The sequence below is a fragment of the Streptomyces sp. NPDC104371 genome (assembly GCF_055583785.1).
Genome location: NZ_JBVJNF010000001.1, coordinates 1,165,871 through 1,181,022, shown reverse-complemented (window position 1 = coordinate 1,181,022; position 15,152 = coordinate 1,165,871). Strand labels below are relative to the sequence as shown.

Annotated in this window: 15 protein-coding genes; 4 read left to right on the top strand and 11 right to left on the bottom strand. The window is 71.4% G+C overall.

All coding sequences use genetic code 11. The features are described 5' to 3' along the window. The first annotated feature begins 2 nt into the window (after positions 1–2). Together ACZ60T_RS05270 and ACZ60T_RS05265 are read left to right on the top strand one after the other, a co-directional pair. Positions 3–1,796, top strand: coding sequence for a sodium/solute symporter (locus tag ACZ60T_RS05270; RefSeq protein ID WP_469664546.1), 1,794 nt, complete (start codon positions 3–5; stop codon positions 1,794–1,796). Then, positions 1,793–2,998 (top strand): sensor histidine kinase, encoded by a 1,206-nt coding sequence (locus ACZ60T_RS05265; RefSeq protein ID WP_365629630.1) that lies wholly within the window; start codon positions 1,793–1,795, stop codon positions 2,996–2,998. Before ACZ60T_RS05270 ends, ACZ60T_RS05265 begins: the two co-directional genes overlap by 4 nt. Positions 2,999–3,001: 3 nt before the next feature. Here the strand turns inward: ACZ60T_RS05265 and ACZ60T_RS05260 are convergent, their stop codons facing one another. The 5 genes from ACZ60T_RS05260 to ACZ60T_RS05240 all read right to left on the bottom strand — a co-directional run bounded on the left by ACZ60T_RS05260 (position 3,002) and on the right by ACZ60T_RS05240 (position 7,648). After that, positions 3,002–3,160, bottom strand: coding sequence for a hypothetical protein (locus tag ACZ60T_RS05260; RefSeq protein ID WP_252424069.1), 159 nt, complete (start codon positions 3,158–3,160; stop codon positions 3,002–3,004). A gap of 169 nt (positions 3,161–3,329) precedes the next feature. Continuing rightward, complete coding sequence (locus ACZ60T_RS05255) at positions 3,330–4,298, bottom strand: cytochrome c oxidase assembly protein (protein ID WP_469664543.1); 969 nt, start codon at positions 4,296–4,298, stop codon at positions 3,330–3,332. 154 nt (positions 4,299–4,452) lie between these two features. Further along, a complete protein-coding gene (locus tag ACZ60T_RS05250) occupies positions 4,453–5,478 on the bottom strand; it encodes a 6-phosphofructokinase (protein ID WP_365629626.1) in 1,026 nt (341 codons plus the stop codon). A gap of 167 nt (positions 5,479–5,645) precedes the next feature. Next, positions 5,646–6,377 (bottom strand): type 1 glutamine amidotransferase, encoded by a 732-nt coding sequence (locus tag ACZ60T_RS05245; protein WP_365629623.1) that lies wholly within the window; start codon positions 6,375–6,377, stop codon positions 5,646–5,648. Positions 6,378–6,409: 32 nt separating this feature from the next. Further along, positions 6,410–7,648, bottom strand: a complete 1,239-nt coding sequence (locus ACZ60T_RS05240; RefSeq protein ID WP_365629620.1) for a MurT ligase domain-containing protein — start codon at positions 7,646–7,648, stop codon at positions 6,410–6,412. Positions 7,649–7,791: 143 nt separating this feature from the next. On the opposite strand from ACZ60T_RS05240, the gene def reads away from it, so the two are divergent. Next, positions 7,792–8,349 (top strand): peptide deformylase, encoded by a 558-nt coding sequence (def, locus tag ACZ60T_RS05235; RefSeq protein ID WP_469664540.1) that lies wholly within the window; start codon positions 7,792–7,794, stop codon positions 8,347–8,349. A 7-nt stretch (positions 8,350–8,356) separates the two neighbouring features. Here def and ACZ60T_RS05230 read toward each other — a convergent pair whose 3' ends face one another. Then, the gene (locus ACZ60T_RS05230; RefSeq protein ID WP_365629614.1) at positions 8,357–9,001 is read right to left on the bottom strand and encodes a TetR/AcrR family transcriptional regulator; all 645 of its coding nucleotides are present in this window, start codon (positions 8,999–9,001) and stop codon (positions 8,357–8,359) included. 187 nt (positions 9,002–9,188) lie between these two features. On the opposite strand from ACZ60T_RS05230, the gene ACZ60T_RS05225 reads away from it, so the two are divergent. After that, entirely contained in the window at positions 9,189–10,418 is a 1,230-nt protein-coding gene (locus ACZ60T_RS05225; protein WP_469664538.1) for an acyl-CoA dehydrogenase family protein, read from the top strand. Positions 10,419–10,444: 26 nt separating this feature from the next. On the opposite strand, the gene ACZ60T_RS05220 is transcribed toward ACZ60T_RS05225, so the two are convergent. From ACZ60T_RS05220 to ACZ60T_RS05200, 5 genes are all read right to left on the bottom strand, one after another. Next, complete coding sequence (locus ACZ60T_RS05220) at positions 10,445–10,984, bottom strand: cupin domain-containing protein (protein ID WP_469664536.1); 540 nt, start codon at positions 10,982–10,984, stop codon at positions 10,445–10,447. Positions 10,985–10,991: 7 nt separating this feature from the next. Further along, a complete protein-coding gene (locus ACZ60T_RS05215) occupies positions 10,992–12,143 on the bottom strand; it encodes a type III polyketide synthase (RefSeq protein ID WP_365629605.1) in 1,152 nt (383 codons plus the stop codon). A 121-nt stretch (positions 12,144–12,264) separates the two neighbouring features. Continuing rightward, on the bottom strand, positions 12,265–12,495 hold the full coding sequence (locus tag ACZ60T_RS05210) for a DUF6213 family protein (protein WP_252424086.1): 231 nt from the start codon (positions 12,493–12,495) through the stop codon (positions 12,265–12,267). A 25-nt stretch (positions 12,496–12,520) separates the two neighbouring features. Continuing rightward, entirely contained in the window at positions 12,521–13,906 is a 1,386-nt protein-coding gene (locus tag ACZ60T_RS05205) for an NADP-dependent succinic semialdehyde dehydrogenase (protein WP_469664533.1), read from the bottom strand. A gap of 668 nt (positions 13,907–14,574) precedes the next feature. Next, positions 14,575–15,048 carry an NUDIX hydrolase gene (locus ACZ60T_RS05200; protein WP_469664531.1) on the bottom strand — a complete coding sequence of 158 codons (474 nt, stop codon included), beginning with the start codon at positions 15,046–15,048 and terminating at the stop codon, positions 14,575–14,577. Between the last annotated feature and the right edge of the window lie 104 nt (positions 15,049–15,152).

Sequence of the window (15,152 nt, the reverse complement as noted above, 5' to 3'; positions counted from 1 at the left end):
CCGTGAACCAACTCGCCGTTCCCGCGGTCGCCCTCGTCGTCGTGGCGACCGTCCTCGTGGGCGCCTTCGGCCTGCGCATCTCCCGCACCACCTCCGACTTCTACGTCGCCTCCCGGACCGTCGGCCCCCGCCTGAACGCCGTGGCCATCAGCGGCGAATACCTCTCGGGCGCCTCCTTCCTGGGCATCGCGGGGCTCGTCCTGGTCCAGGGCCCCGACATGCTCTGGTACCCCGTCGGCTACACCGCCGGCTATCTGGTCATACTCCTGTTCGTCGCCGCCCCGCTGCGCCGCTCCGGCGCCTACACCCTGCCCGACTTCGCCGAGGCCCGGCTCGCCTCGCAGCCCGTGCGACGGCTCGCCGGGGCCTTCGTCGTCGGGGTCGGCTGGCTCTATCTGCTGCCCCAACTCCAGGGCGCCGGGCTCACGTTGGCCGTACTGACCGGGGCACCCGACCCGCTCGGCGGGATCATCGTCGCCGTCGTGGTGGTCGCGACCGTCGCCGCGGGCGGCATGCGCAGCATCACCTTCGTCCAGGCCTTCCAGTACTGGCTCAAGGTCACCGCCCTGCTCGTGCCCGCGCTCTTCCTGGTGCTGGCCTGGCAGAGCGACGGAGCGCCACGCGGCGCCTTCGCCGAACCGCCGACCTTCCGTGACCACCGCGTCGTACGGATCGACGACCGCCTCGACCTGAGGCTGTCCCGCCCGCTCGACGCCACGGCCACGGGCACGATCGACGGCCGCCGCTACCGGGGCGAGCGCGTGGACCTCGCCCCGGGCGTCCACCGCCTCGACCGCGGCACCCGGCTGACCTTCGCCCCCGGTGACCCCGTCCCCACCGCCACCCACGGCAGCAACGGCGGCATGTCGACCTCGCTGGCCTCCGGACGCCAGGAGCGCCCGCTGTACGCCACCTACGGACTGATCCTCGCGACCTTCCTCGGCACCATGGGCCTGCCGCACGTCGTCGTCCGCTTCTACACCAGCCCGCACGGCGTCGCCGCCCGCCGCACCACCGTCGCCGTACTCGCGCTGATCGGCGCCTTCTATCTGCTGCCCCCGGTCTACGGCGCGCTCGGCCGGCTCTACGCCCCCGAACTCTCCCTCGCCGGGGACGCCGACGCGGCCGTCCTGCTGCTGCCCCAGCGGATGATCCCGGGGCTCGGCGGGGACCTGCTCGGCGCGCTGGTCGCGGGCGGGGCCTTCGCCGCGTTCCTGTCCACCGCCTCCGGGCTGACCATGGCGGTGGCCGGGGTGCTCACCCAGGACGTCCTGCCGTCCCGTGGTGTGCGGCACTTCCGGCTCGGCACGCTGATGGCGATGGCGGTGCCGCTCGCGGCGAGCGTGCTGGTGGGCGGGCTGCCGGTCGCCGACGCGGTGGGCCTCGCCTTCGCCGTGTCCGCGTCGTCGTTCTGCCCGCTGCTCGTCCTCGGCATCTGGTGGCGGCGGCTGACCCCGCCCGGCGCGGCGGCCGGGATGCTCGTCGGCGGCGGCTCGGCGTTCGTGGCGGTGACGGCGACCATGGCGGGCTGCCCGGTCGACGGCACCCTGCACGCCCTGCTCGCCTGGCCCGCGCTCTGGTCGGTGCCGCTCGGGTTCCTCACCATGGTGCTGGTCTCCCTGGCCACACCGGGACGGATACCGGCCCGCACGGCGGCGATCCTCGCGCGGTTCCATCTGCCCGAGGAAGTACGTGCAGAAGTACGGGCGGACGTACGGGCGGACGTACGGGCAGAAGTACCGGCGGACGTACGGGCAGAAGTGCGCGCGGACGGACGGGCGGAGGCCAAGGGATGAGCGGCTTCCTCGCGGGCCTGTGCGTGGCCGTCCTCCCCCTGCTGGCGGCCGGCTTCTGGCTGGGCCGCCGCACCGCACGCCCGGAGAGCCTCGGCGGGCTCGGCACCCCCGTCGAGCACGCCACCTTCCAGACCCTGCACACCGCCTCCCTGGCCGCGCCCCCGCTGCGGGCCGGACTCACCGAGGAGACCGCCCGCAAGTCCGCGCGGCGGCTGCGCACCCTGCTGGGCACCGACGCGCTGTGCCTCACCGACCGGGAGGCCGTACTGGCCTGGGACGGCGTGGGGGAGCACCACCGCGAGGAGGTGCTGCGGCGGCTCGCCGGGCCCTGGGAGACCGGCCGCGGCGAGGCCTTCCGGCTGAGCTGCGACACCCCGGACTGCCCGCTGCGCTGGGCCGTCGTCGCCCCGCTCACCGTCGACGACCGGGTGCACGGCGCGCTGGTGGCCTGCGCGCCCCGCGAGTCCGCCGTCCTCGTCCGGGCCGCGGGCGAGGTCGCCCGATGGGTGTCCGTGCAACTGGAGTTGGCGGACCTCGACCGCTCCCGTACGCGGCTGATCGAGGCCGAGATCAAGGCGCTGCGGGCCCAGATCTCCCCGCACTTCATCTTCAACTCCCTCGCCGTGATCGCCTCGTTCGTACGAACCGACCCCGAGCGCGCCCGCGAACTCCTCCTGGAATTCGCCGACTTCACCCGCTACTCGTTCCGGCGGCACGGCGACTTCACCACGCTCGCGGACGAGTTGCACGCCATCGACCACTATCTGACGCTGGTACGGGCCCGCTTCGGCGACCGGCTCTCGGTCACCCTCCAGATCGCGCCCGAGGTGCTGCCGGTCGCCCTGCCCTACCTCTGCCTCCAGCCCCTGGTCGAGAACGCCGTCAAGCACGGCCTGGAGGGCACCGTCGACAAGCGGCACATCAGCATCACCGCCCAGGACGCGGGCGCCGAGGCCCTCGTGGTCATCGAGGACGACGGCGCCGGAATGGACCCCGCGCTGCTGCGCCGTATCCTCGCGGGCGAGGTCAGCCCCTCCGGCGGCATCGGCCTGTCCAACGTCGACGACCGGCTGCGCCAGGTCTACGGCGACGACCACGGGCTCGTCATCGAGACGGCGGTGGGCGCGGGCATGAAGATCACGGCGCGGTTGCCGAAGTACCAGCCGGGGGTGCACTCGGCGGGACGGCTGCCCCGGGACTGAGGCTCAGGTGTGGTCGGAGACCACCATGCCGAGGGTGAGCAGGCCGAGGACGGCCCAGCCGAACCACAGCCAGCCGTTGCCGCCGAGCGCCACCGTGTAGGCCGTCACCGCGACGAGTCCGCCGATGGTGAGCACCCCCATCGCCTTCGTCGAACCGGGCATCGCGACACCCTCCTCAGGGTTGGTTCCCCTCATGGTGCCCCGTTTCGCACCCGCTGCACTCGACAAGTCACAGGCTCGTCGCACCGGTTGCCGCGCCCGACCCCCCGGCGCCGCACAACACGAAGGGGGCCGCCCGGCTCCTCGGCCGGGCGGCCCCCTTCGCGCGATCTCAGTGGCTGCGCGCGTTGAGCGAGGCCAGATAGGCGTTGTACGCCTTGAGTTCCTTGTCGCCGTCGCGATCGGCGGCCCGGTCCTTGCGCCGGGCCTGCCGCTGCTCGGAGCCGTGCCACTGGTACAGCAGCGCGATCAGCACGAGGACGGAGGGGATCTCGCTGAACGCCCAGGCGATGCCGCCCGCCGCGGTCTGGTCCGCGAGGGCGTCGATACCGAGCGAGGCGGCCGGGTTCTGGTAGGTGCCGATCATCGGCGTGGTCGCCATCATCAGCGCGATACCGAAGAACGCGTGGAACGGCATGCCCGCGAACAGCTCCAGGATCCGCATCAGATGGCTCGGGCGGTTCGGGCCCGGGTCGACGCCCATGATCGGCCAGAAGAACACCACGCCGACGGCGAGGAAGTGGATCATCATCGCGATGTGCCCGGTCTTGGACTCCATCAGGAAGTCGAAGAGCGGCGTGAAGTACAGCACGTAGAGGCTGGCGATGAACATCGGGATCGTGAACAGCGGGTGGGTGATCACGCGCATGTAGTGGCTGTGCAGCAGCATCAGCAGCCATTCACGCGGGCCCTTGTGACCGCGGCCCGCCGTCGGCAGCGCGCGCAGCGCCAGCGTGGTCGGGGCGCCGAGCAGGACCAGGATCGGCGAGAGCATGCTGATCACCATGTGCTGCACCATGTGCACGCTGAACATGACCATGCCGTAGTCGTTCAGCTTGGTGCACATGACGAGCATGATCGTCAGGACGCCGAGGACGAACGCGACCGTACGGCCCACCGGCCACTTGTCGCCGCGCCGGGTGAGACGTACGACACCCCACCCGTACAGACCGAGCCCGAGCAGACAGGAGATGAGGAAGAACCAGTCGGGGGACCACTCCATTCCCCGGCTCAGCGTGAACGGCGGCAGATCCGTTGTCATCCCGTGCATGCCATGCATGTCATGCGCGCTGTGATCCATCCGCCAGCTCCTGTTTCATGGGTGTTGTGGACTGTTCTGTCCGCAGCAGAGTAGAACCGCCCCCCAGAGTAGAACCGCCCCCGGTCGCGGCTACGACCGGGGGCGGGTGCGTACGCCCGTCAGGGGCGCGCTATGTCACAGGGCTTCGGCGCTGTCACAGCACGCACTCCGCCTCGGCGTACCGCTCGTCGGGGACCGTCTTCAGCGTCTGGACCGCCTGCGCCAGGGACACCATCACGATGTCGGTGCCGCGCAGCGCGGTCATCATGCCGAACTCGCCGCGGTGCACGGCCTCCACGGCATGCCAGCCGAAGCGCGTGGCGAGGACGCGGTCGTACGCCGTCGGGGTGCCGCCGCGCTGGACATGCCCGAGGATCACCGGCCGCGCCTCCTTGCCCAGGCGCTGCTCCAGCTCCAGGGAGAGCTGGCGGGCGATCCCCGCGAAGCGCTCATGGCCGTAGACGTCCCGGCCGCCCTCGTCGAAGTCCATCGTCCCCGGCCGGGGCTTGGCGCCCTCGGCGGCCACGACGATCGCGAACCGCTTGCCGGCCGCGAACCGCTCGCCGACGCGCGCGGTCAGCTCCGCTATGTCGAAGGGCCGTTCGGGCACGACGATCGCGTGGGCGCCCGCGGCCATGCCGGAGTGCAGCGCGATCCAGCCGGTGTGGCGGCCCATGACCTCCACGATCAGCACCCGCTGATGGGACTCGGCGGTGGTCTTCAGCCGGTCCAGCGCCTCGGTGGCCACGCCCACGGCCGTGTCGAACCCGAAGGTGACGTCCGTGACGGCGATGTCGTTGTCGATGGTCTTCGGTACGCCGACGATCGGCAGCCCGTGGTCGGACAGCAGCCGGGCCGCCTTGAGCGTGCCCTCGCCGCCGATCGGGATGATCGCGTCGAGGCCGAGCTGCGCGACATGGTCCCGCGCCCGCTCCACCCCGTCGCGCAGATGCTCGGGGCGCACCCGAGAGGAGCCGAGGATCGTGCCGCCGAGCGCCAGGATGCCGCCCACCGCGTCGAGGTCGAGCTTGAGGTGGTCGCCCTCCAGAAGGCCCTTCCAGCCGTCCCGGAAGCCGATGACCTCGTCGCCGTGGTCGACGACGGCACGGTGCACGACGGACCGGATGACGGCGTTCAGCCCGGGGCAGTCTCCGCCGGAGGTGAGCACGCCAATGCGCATGGACCCAGGATCCCTTCTTCACATGGGCCGGGGCCGGACCACGCTGTCCGGATCGATCCCCGCCACCCTACGGCGGCAGGCGGCGGGACGACACCGTTCGTCCGACTGCTGGACGCCCCCGCTCAGGTGTGCGGACGGGGCGTCAGAGGGGCACCGGTCGCCCGGTGTTACGCGGTCTGCTGCTGCGCCGCCGCGATGCGCTCGTCGCGCAGCGCCTCGTACCAGCGGTCGTCGACCGGCGGCAGGGCGTTGACGTCCAGCGCCAGCTTCAGCAGCAGATCGGCGATCAGCGGGTTACGGGCGAGCACGGGCCCGTGCATGTACGTACCGAAGACCGTGTCGTTGTACGCGCCCTCCGTGCCGTCCCCCGTGCCGTTGCCCCGGCCCTGGCGGACCTGCGCGAGCGGGCGGGCGGTCGGGCCGAGGTGGGTGACGCCCTGGTGGTTCTCGAAGCCGGTGAGCGGCGGCAGGCCGAGGCGCGGGTCGATGTCGCCGAGGACGTCACCGACGCAGCGCTCGCCCTCGCCGCGCGACGAGACCACGTCGAGCAGGCCGAGGCCCGGCTCGCGCTGCCCGAGGTCGTTGATGAACTCATGGCCCAGGATCTGGTAGCCCGCGCAGACGGAGAACACGATCGCGCCGTTCTGCACGGCCTGGTACAGATGCCCGTCGCGGCGCAGCCGCTCGGCGGCGAGCCGCTGCGGACGGTCCTCGCCGCCACCGATCAGATAGATGTCGCCGGAGGTCGGGACCGGCTGGTCGCTGCGCACGTCGAGGCGGGCCACGTCGAGACCGCGCTGCCGGGCCCGGCGCTCCACGACGAGCGCGTTGCCCTGGTCGCCGTAGGTGCTCAGGAGGTCGGGGTAGATCCACACCAGCCGGAGGCTGCTGTCACTCATCGATGATCGTCCTTCAGGGGTCGGTGCGGTGATCAGTTGCCGACGCGGCGGCGCAGGTCCTGGAACGCGGTGTAGTTCGCGATGACCTCGATCCGCCCGGGCGGGGCCTGCTGGACGGCCTGGTCGAGGCTGTCGCAGACCTGGAAGTGCTGGTTCGCGACCTCGAGCCGCACGGCGAGGTCCAGCTTGCGGTCGCCGAGGACGAAGATCGGGTGGCCGGTGAGGCGCGTGTAGTCGACGTCCCACAGCCAGGAGGTGTCGGTGCCGTCGGCGCCGCGCGCGTTCACGGCCAGGATCACCGGGGTCGGCGGCGGGTCGATCAGCGAGAACGTCTCCAGCCAGCCGGCCGGGTTCTTCGCCAGCAGCAGCCGCAGATCGCGCTCCATGAACTGGACCACGTCATAGCGCCCGGCCACCGCCTGCACCTGGTACATGCGCTCCAGCGCGACCTGCGGAGGCACCCCGAAGACGGCGGCGACGGCCGTGGAGCTGGCGGCGTTGGCCTTGTTGGCGCGACCCGGCAACTGAAGGTGGATCGGCCAGGCCGAGCCGTGCGGGTCGAGGACGTGGTCGCCGGACAGCGCCCAGCTCGGGGTCGGCCGGCGGAAGCCGCACTCGCCGCAGTACCAGTCGTCACCGGGGCGCTGCATCACACCGCCGCAGGACGGGCAGGACCAGGCGTCGTCCTTCCACATCTGCCCGGCGGCCACCCAGACCACGTTGGGCGAGGAGGACGCGGCCCACACGATCAGCGGGTCGTCGCAGTTGGCGACGATGACGGCCTTGGAGCCCGACAGGCCCTCGCGCCAGTTCTCCGCGAGCATCCGGGTCTCGGCGGCGCGGTCGAGCTGGTCGCGGGAGAGGTTGAGCAGCGCGATGCACCTCGGGGCGGTGTCCCGGGCGACCCGGGCGAGATACTTCTCGTCCACCTCTATGACCCCGAACTTGGCGTCCGAGCCGCCCGCCAGCGCCGAGGTGATACCGGCGGGCATGTTGGCGCCGAGCGCGTTGGAGACGACCGGGCCCGCGGCGCGCAGCGCCTCCGCGATCAGCCGGGTCGTCGTCGTCTTGCCGTTGGTCGCCGAGACCAGGACGACGTCCAGGTGCGTGGCGAGCCGGGCGAGAAGATCGGGGTCGAGTTTGAGCGCCACTCGGCCGCCGATCACTGATCCGCTGCCACGTCCCGCTGCGCGCGATGCCGCAGCGACCGCCTTGCCCGCGGTCACGGCCAGCTTGGCCCGCGGCGTCAGCGGGTCCGAGTTGCCTGCCATCAGTTCCCGATCCTCCTTGCGTACGGCGCGCAGCCCTGTCCCGGCAACGTGCGGATCTCAGCCTATCGAGATCCGGTCACACTCCCGAATCGCGGCACCGGCCCGGTGCCCGCGCGACATGCGAGGACCGTACCCTTGCCGCCATGCGACACCGTTCCATCCCGGGCGCCCACGGGCGAGTCCGGCCCCTCACCCTGCTCGGTGACCGTGTTCTGCACAAGCCCTGCGAGGAGGTCACCGCCTTCGGCCCCGAACTGGCCCGGCTCGTCGAGGACATGTTCGCCACGATGTACGCGGCGCGGGGCGTGGGCCTGGCCGCGAACCAGATCGGGGAGGCGTCGCGGGTGTTCGTGTACGACTGCCCGGACGACGAAGAGGTACGCCATCTGGGACATGTGGTCAACCCACGGCTGGTGTCGGCGGACGGTGTGGTGGTGCGCGGACCGGAGGGATGTCTGTCCCTGCCGGGTCTCGAGGCCGGGACGGAACGCTACGACGAAGCGGTCGTCGAGGGCTTCACGGTGACGGGTGAACCGGTGCGGGTGCACGGCACGGGGTGGTTCGCGCGGTGTCTCCAGCACGAGTGCGACCATCTGGACGGCGGTCTGTACGTGGACCGGCTCGACGACCGCCGCCGACGCCGGGTGATGCGCCAGGCGGCCAAGGCATCCTGGCACCGCGAGGACGCGTCGCGGCGCTGAGGGTGCGTCAGAACCCCGGACCGCCCGCGCGGTCCCCGGCGACGGCCAGCCGCCCCCACAGCAGATCCGCCAGGCTGTGCACCAACTCGGCCCGCGAGCAGGGCTGTTCGCCGAGCCACCAGTCCCCGGCGGCATGCATCATGCCGACGATGCCGTGCCCCCATACCCGGGAGAGGCGGCGGCTGTCCGGGCCGAGGTCCACCCGCTCCTCGATGACCTCGGCCAGCTCCTCGCCCATGCGGCGCAGCAGCGGAATGGAGTGGCGGCCCGTGTCGAAGCCCTGGTCGCTCGGTGCGCCGCCCTCCGCCGGATGCATCAGGAAGCGGTACACCTGCGGCCGTGCCTCGATCGCCGCGAGATAGGTGTCCAGCGTGGCCTCGACCCGCTCGCGCCGGGCGGCCGGGGCGTCCAGCGCGGCCCGCAGCGAGTCGAGCAGCGCGTCCGTGTGGCGCTTGGCGAGCGCGGCGTACAGCCCGCCCTTGTCGCCGAAGTGGCGGTAGAGGATCGGCTTGGTGATGCCCGCCTCGGCGGCGATGGCGTTCATCGAGGCGCCGGGGCCGTCGCGCAGCACCACCCGGTCGGCGGCCTCCAGCAGCTCGCGGCGCCGCTGGTCGGCGGACCGCTGCTGATCGGTCCGCTGCCTGGTATCCATATCTCTCCCCACCCGTGGTGATCACTGACGCCTGCGCAAACTAACACCGAAGGTCGGGGCGGCAGCGAGCGAGCTGCCGACTCCGCCGACGGGCGCTCATGGACGGTCCGGGAGTTGACTTCTCCTACTGGCCGGTAACAGACTGCGGTTACCGCAAGTAACATGCTAGCGCAGCACTGGAGGGGACATGGCCGAGTTCACCATGGAGCTCAACGACGAACAGAAGGAGGTCCGGGACTGGCTGCACGGCTTCGCCGCCGATGTGATCCGTCCCGCCGCCGCCGAATGGGACGAGCGTGAGGAGACTCCCTGGCCGGTCATCCAGGAGGCCGCGAAGACCGGCATCTACTCCCTCGACTTCTACGCCCAGCAGTACTTCGACCCCACCGGCCTCGGCATCCCCACGGCCATGGAGGAGCTGTTCTGGGGAGACGCGGGCATCGCCCTGTCGATCGTCGGGACCGGCCTCGCCGCCGTGGGCGTCCTCGCCAACGGCACCGACGAACAGATCGGCACCTGGATCCCGCAGATGTACGGCGACGTCCAGGACGTCAAGGTGGCCGCGTTCTGCTCCTCCGAGCCCGACGCCGGCTCCGACGTCGCCTCGATGCGCACCCGCGCCGTGTACGACGAGGCCAAGGACGAGTGGGTGATCAACGGCACCAAGACCTGGGCGACCAACGGCGGTATAGCCAACGTCCATGTGGTCGTCGCGGTGGTCGACCCCGAACTGGGCTCCAAGGGCCACGCCTCCTTCATCGTCCCGCCGAACACCCCCGGCCTCACCCAGGGGCAGAAGTTCAAGAAGCACGGCATCCGCGCCTCGCACACCGCCGAGGTCGTCCTCGACGGCGTCCGCGTCCCCGGCTCCTGCCTGCTCGGCGGCAAGGAGAAGCTGGACGAACGGCTCGCCCGCGCACGGGAGAAGGCGAAGAAGGGCGGCGGCGAGAGGGTGAAGAACGCGGCGATGGCCACGTTCGAGGCGTCCCGTCCGGCCGTCGGCGCGATGGCCGTCGGCACCGCCCGCGCCGCGTACGAGGTCGCCCTCGACTACGCGAAGACGCGCGAGCAGTTCGGCCGCCCGATCATCGACAACCAGGGCGTCGCCTTCCGACTCGCCGACATGCGTACCCAGATCGACGCAGCCCGGCTGCTGGTGTGGCGCGCCTCCTGGATGGCCGTCAACGGCAAGCCGTTCACGGCGGCCGAGGGCTCGATGTCGAAGCTGTTCGCCAGCGAGACCGCGAAGAAGGTCACCGCGCAGGCGATCCAGATCCTCGGCGGCAACGGCTACACCCGCGAGTACCCGGTGGAGCGGATGCACCGCGACGCGGCCATCTACACCATCTTCGAGGGCACGAGCGAGATCCAACGGCTCGTCATCGCCCGGACGTTGTCCGGGATGCCGATCCGCTAGCCGCCTCGGACCCCCGCCCGCGAGCGCTACCGGTGCCGCAACGGCGTGAGTTGCTCGATGTCGTAGCGCCTGCGCAACGCCTCGATCGCCGCCAGATCCGGCGGGCCCCCGTCGCGCAGGATCTCCAGCAACTCCTCGAAGTAGCGCTCGTGGTCCGGGGGAGGGGACGCCTGGAAGAACATCTTCGCGGGGGCCTCGGTGGGGTTCGCGAACGCGTGCGGACAGCCGGGGGGTACGACGATGACCGTGCCGGGCGTCGCCCGTACCACCCGGTTGCCCGACCGCGACTCCCACGTCTGCCAGCGGTCGGGCGTCCGCACGCGCGGCTCGAAGGCGAGCACGTCCAGTTCGCCTTCCAGTACGTAGAACAACTCCTCGCTGCGCGTGTGCACATGGGCGCCGACATCGAAGCCCGGGGGCACCAGCACCTCGAACGTGGACGAGATGCGTGAGTGCGAGCCGGTCACCTTGAACGTCACCTGCTGGGCCGGCGTCTGCACGACCCGCCCGTGCCCCGGCGGCACGAGCAGGCCCTCGACCGCCGCGAGCCCTTCCGTCGCCGTCATCGGTCGCTCACTTCTCCGGCCGGGCGCTCTGGGCGACCTGCCAGCGGCCCAGCGCCATCTCCGCGGTGATGCCCGGCCCGAACCCCGCGAGCAGCCCGCGCGAGGTGTGTTCGGCGCCGCCCGCCTCGAAGAGCCGCCGCAGCGCGTCCAGGACGACCGCGCTCGCGATGTTGCCGTACTCGGTGAGCGTGGCCCGGCTGAACCGGAAGGCCTCCGAGGGCACCTCCAGGAACGTACTCAGATCGTCCAGGATCCGCGGCCCACCGGCGTGCACGATGTAGAAGTCCAGGTCGGACGCGTCCCAGCCGTGGTGTCTGGCCAACTCCCGCAGGGCCGGGGCGAGCGGCTCCATGGTGCCCGGCACCCGCTTGTCCAGGAGGAAGTGGAACCCGGTGGCCCGCACGTCGTACATGATCCATTCTTCGGTCTTGGGGATCAGATACGAGCCGTTGAGCTCCAGCCGGACGCCGGTGCCGCCCTTGCCGCGGACCACCGCCGCCGCGATGCCGTCGCCGAACAGGCCGTTGGACAGCAGCGATCCGATGCCCAGGTCGGTGGGCTGGTAGCACAGCGAGCAGAACTCGCAGGCCACGATGAGCGCGTTGGCGTCCGGGTAGGCGGTGCAGAAGTCATGCGCCCGGTTGATGGCCGCACCGCCCGCGGCACAGCCCAACTGGGCTATCGGTATCTGCCGGGTGTCGCTCTTGAAGCCCATCGTGTTGATCATCCAGGCGGTCAGCGAGGGCATCATGAACCCGGTGCACGACACATAGATGATCACGTCGATGTCGGAGGGCCGCAGTTCGGCGTCGTCCAGCGCCCGCTGGACGACCGCGGGGACCCGGGCCTTCGCCTCGGCCTCGTAGAGCTTGTTGCGGTCCTCGAACCCCGGGTGCTTCAGGGTCTCCTCGATGGGCTGCACGATGTGCCGGGTGACCACCCCGGTGTTCTCGATCAGCCGTAGCGCCAGCGGGAGTTGGGGGTGGTCGGCGTGGCGGGAGCGCGCCAGGTCGAGCGTCTCCTCCATCGTGATCACGTGTTCCGGCACGGAAACCGCGGGTCTGCACAGAGTCGCCATGGAGCGCGCCTTCTTTCGCCTTGGCGGAGGACTTCCCGTCCCCCGGCGGAAGGGTGGGTGACCCCTCTTCGGGTGACCCACCCACGATCACCCCGGGGCGCGCGGATATCTCGTCGGACTACTCCACTTCAGCGATCCACCCAGAGTGAGGTCCCCGGTACGCGAGCGGTGCGCGTACGTCCCGGCCCGGCGCGGCGAGCGGTCAGCGCAGCGAACTGTGCGCGATGCACGCGACGTCGATCCGATCGGCGAGCTTCGCCAGCTCGATCGTCAGCGCGGCCACCGTGTCCTCGTCGAGCCCGTCGTCCCCGTCCTCCACGAGGCGCAGCCACCGGCCGCCCACCGTGCGCAGCAGCTTGCTGACATCGGCCGCCGCCACTTGCAACGTGCCGCGGTCGTCCACGATCAGCGGTAGGGTCACTTCGCGGTTCACAGGAGCGATCGTAGCCGCGGAACGCTCACGCTCCGTGCCATATGGTGGTGATGTTGCAGAACTCCCGGATTCCGTGCCCGGACAGCTCGCGGCCGTAACCGGACCGCTTGACGCCGCCGAAGGGGAGGGCGGGGTGCGACGCGGTCATCCCGTTGATGTAGACACCGCCCGCCTCCAGATCCCGTACGAAGCGGTCGAGCTCGGTGCCGTTGTGCGTCCACACGTTGGAACTCAGCCCGAACGGCGCGTCGTTCGCGATCGCCACCGCCTCGTCCAGGTCCGCGGCCCGATAGAGGGTGGCGACCGGGCCGAAGGCCTCCTCGTGGTGGATCCGCATGGGCGGGGTGACGTCGGCGAGGACGGTCGGCGGGTAGTACCACCCCGGCCCGTCGGGACGCTCGCCCCCGCACAGCACCGTCGCGCCGTTCTCCACCGCGTCGACGACGAGCTCCTCCAGATCGGCCCGGCCCCGCTCGCTGGAGAGCGGCCCGACGTCGGTCTCCTCCGCCATCGGGTCGCCGGTCCGCAGCGCCTTCATCCCGGCCGTGAACCGCTCGGCGAAGGCGTCGAACACATCCGCGTGCACGATGAACCGCTTGGCCGCGATGCAGGACTGCCCGTTGTTCTGCACCCGGGCCCGCACCGCGACCTCGGCGGCCTGGTCGAGGTCCGCGGACGGCATGACGACGAAGGGGTCGCTGCCGCCCAGCTCCAGGACCGTCTTCTTGACCTCGTCCCCGGCGACCGACGCGACGGCGCGGCCCGCCGGTTCGCTGCCGGTGAGGGTGGCGGCCCTGACCCGCGGGTCGCGCAGCACCTTCTCCACCGCGCCCGAGCCGATGAGCAGGGTCTGGAAGCAGCCCTCGGCGAAGCCCGCCCTGCGGTACAGGTCCTCCAGATACAGCGCGGTCTGCGGGACGTTCGAGGCGTGCTTGAGCAGCCCCACATTGCCCGCCATCAGCGCGGGCGCCGCGAACCGGACCACCTGCCACAGCGGGAAGTTCCACGGCATCACGGCGAGCACCGGGCCGAGGGGCCGGTAGCGCACGATCGCCCACGCCGCGCCCGAGTCCTTCACGTCCTGCTCGGCGGGCTGCTCGTCGGCCAGCAGTTCCTCGGCGTGCTCGGCGTACCAGCGCATCGCCTTGGCGCACTTCGCGGCCTCCGCGCGGGCCTGCCTGATCGGCTTGCCCATCTCGGTGGTCATCACCCGGGCGACGTCCCGCTGGTCCTCGTCGAGCAGGTCGGCGGCCTTGCGCATGCGCAGCGCCCGTTCGGCGAACGTGGTCGTGCGATGGGAACGGAACGCGCTGTCGGCGGCGGCGAGCCTGCGTTCGATCTCCTCCGCGCCCAGGGCGTCGTACGTCGCGAGCGTCTCGCCGGTCGCCGGGTTCACGGTGGCGATGGGCATGGGCCGACCTCCTGGGAACGGACTCTGCTTCGACCTTCCCGCGCGACGCTTACCGGCGCAACGCGACGGTGTTCCCGTCCGCGTGCGCGACGCTGCTTCCGCTCGTCTGCGCGGGGCGCTTCCGTCCGCCTGCGCGGGCTGTTCCGGTCCACGTGCGCGGCGGTGCTGTGCCCGTCTGTGCGGGGTGTTCCGGTCCGCGTGGGTGGCGGTTCCTTGTGTCCGTCTATGCGGGGTGCTCTCGTCCGCGTGCGTGGCGGTGATTCCGCTCGCCTGTGCGGGCCGTGGCGACGCCCCGGTGTCCCGGCCTCGTCCCGGTCGCCCTGCTGGTGGCGGGTCTTCCGTCCGCCTGCGCGACGGTGCTCGTGCCCGTCTGCGCGGAGTGCTCCCATCCATCTGCGTGGGCGGCGCTTCCGCTCGCCTGTGCGGGGCGCTTCCGCCTGCCTGCGCGGGTGTGCTCGCGCCCGCGTGTGTAGCGGTGTTTCCGCCTGTCTGCGCCGGGTGCTCCCGTCCGCCTGGTGCGGCGGTGATTGTGCCCGTCTGCGCGACGGTGCTTCCGTCCGTCTGCGTGGCGGTGCTTGTGCCCGTCTGCGTGGGGCGCGTCCGTCCGTCTGTGTGGTGGCGCTCCCGCCTGCCCGCGCGGGTGTGCTCGCCCGCCTACGTCGCCGCGCTCAGGTCGCGTGCTCCGGCAGTCGGTCGAGAAACGCGGCCTGTGCGGACACGATGACCTGCCGGGCCCGGTCGAGCCCCATCCACTCCACCCGGTCCAGCTCGGGGAACTCCTGGGCGCGCCCCGACCTCGGCGGCCACTCCATCGTGAATGTCCCGGGCGTCACCGCCGCCGGGTCGAGGTCCGCCTCGAGTGCCCAGACCGTGACGATCTTGCCGCCGGTCTGGCGCACCTCACCGAGCGGTATGGCTTCCCCGGCGGGCGGCGGCAGCCCCAGCTCCTCCTGGAACTCGCGGCGCGCCGCGTCCCACGCGGACTCCTCGGGGTCGTACTCGCCCTTGGGCACGGTCCACGCGCCGGCCTCCCGGCGGGCGAAGTACGGGCCACCCATATGACCGAGCAGCACCTCAGTGCCACCGTGCTCGGTGCGCCGGAACAACAGCAGCCCGGCGCTGTGCCTGCCCCGCTTGCTCATGACCGCCACGCTAGCTGGCGCCGTGCGACCTGTGCAGGACCGTTCCGTAACGGCAAGCGACCGCTTAGTATGCGAGCGACCCCGCTCCGACGCAGCAGTCCCGT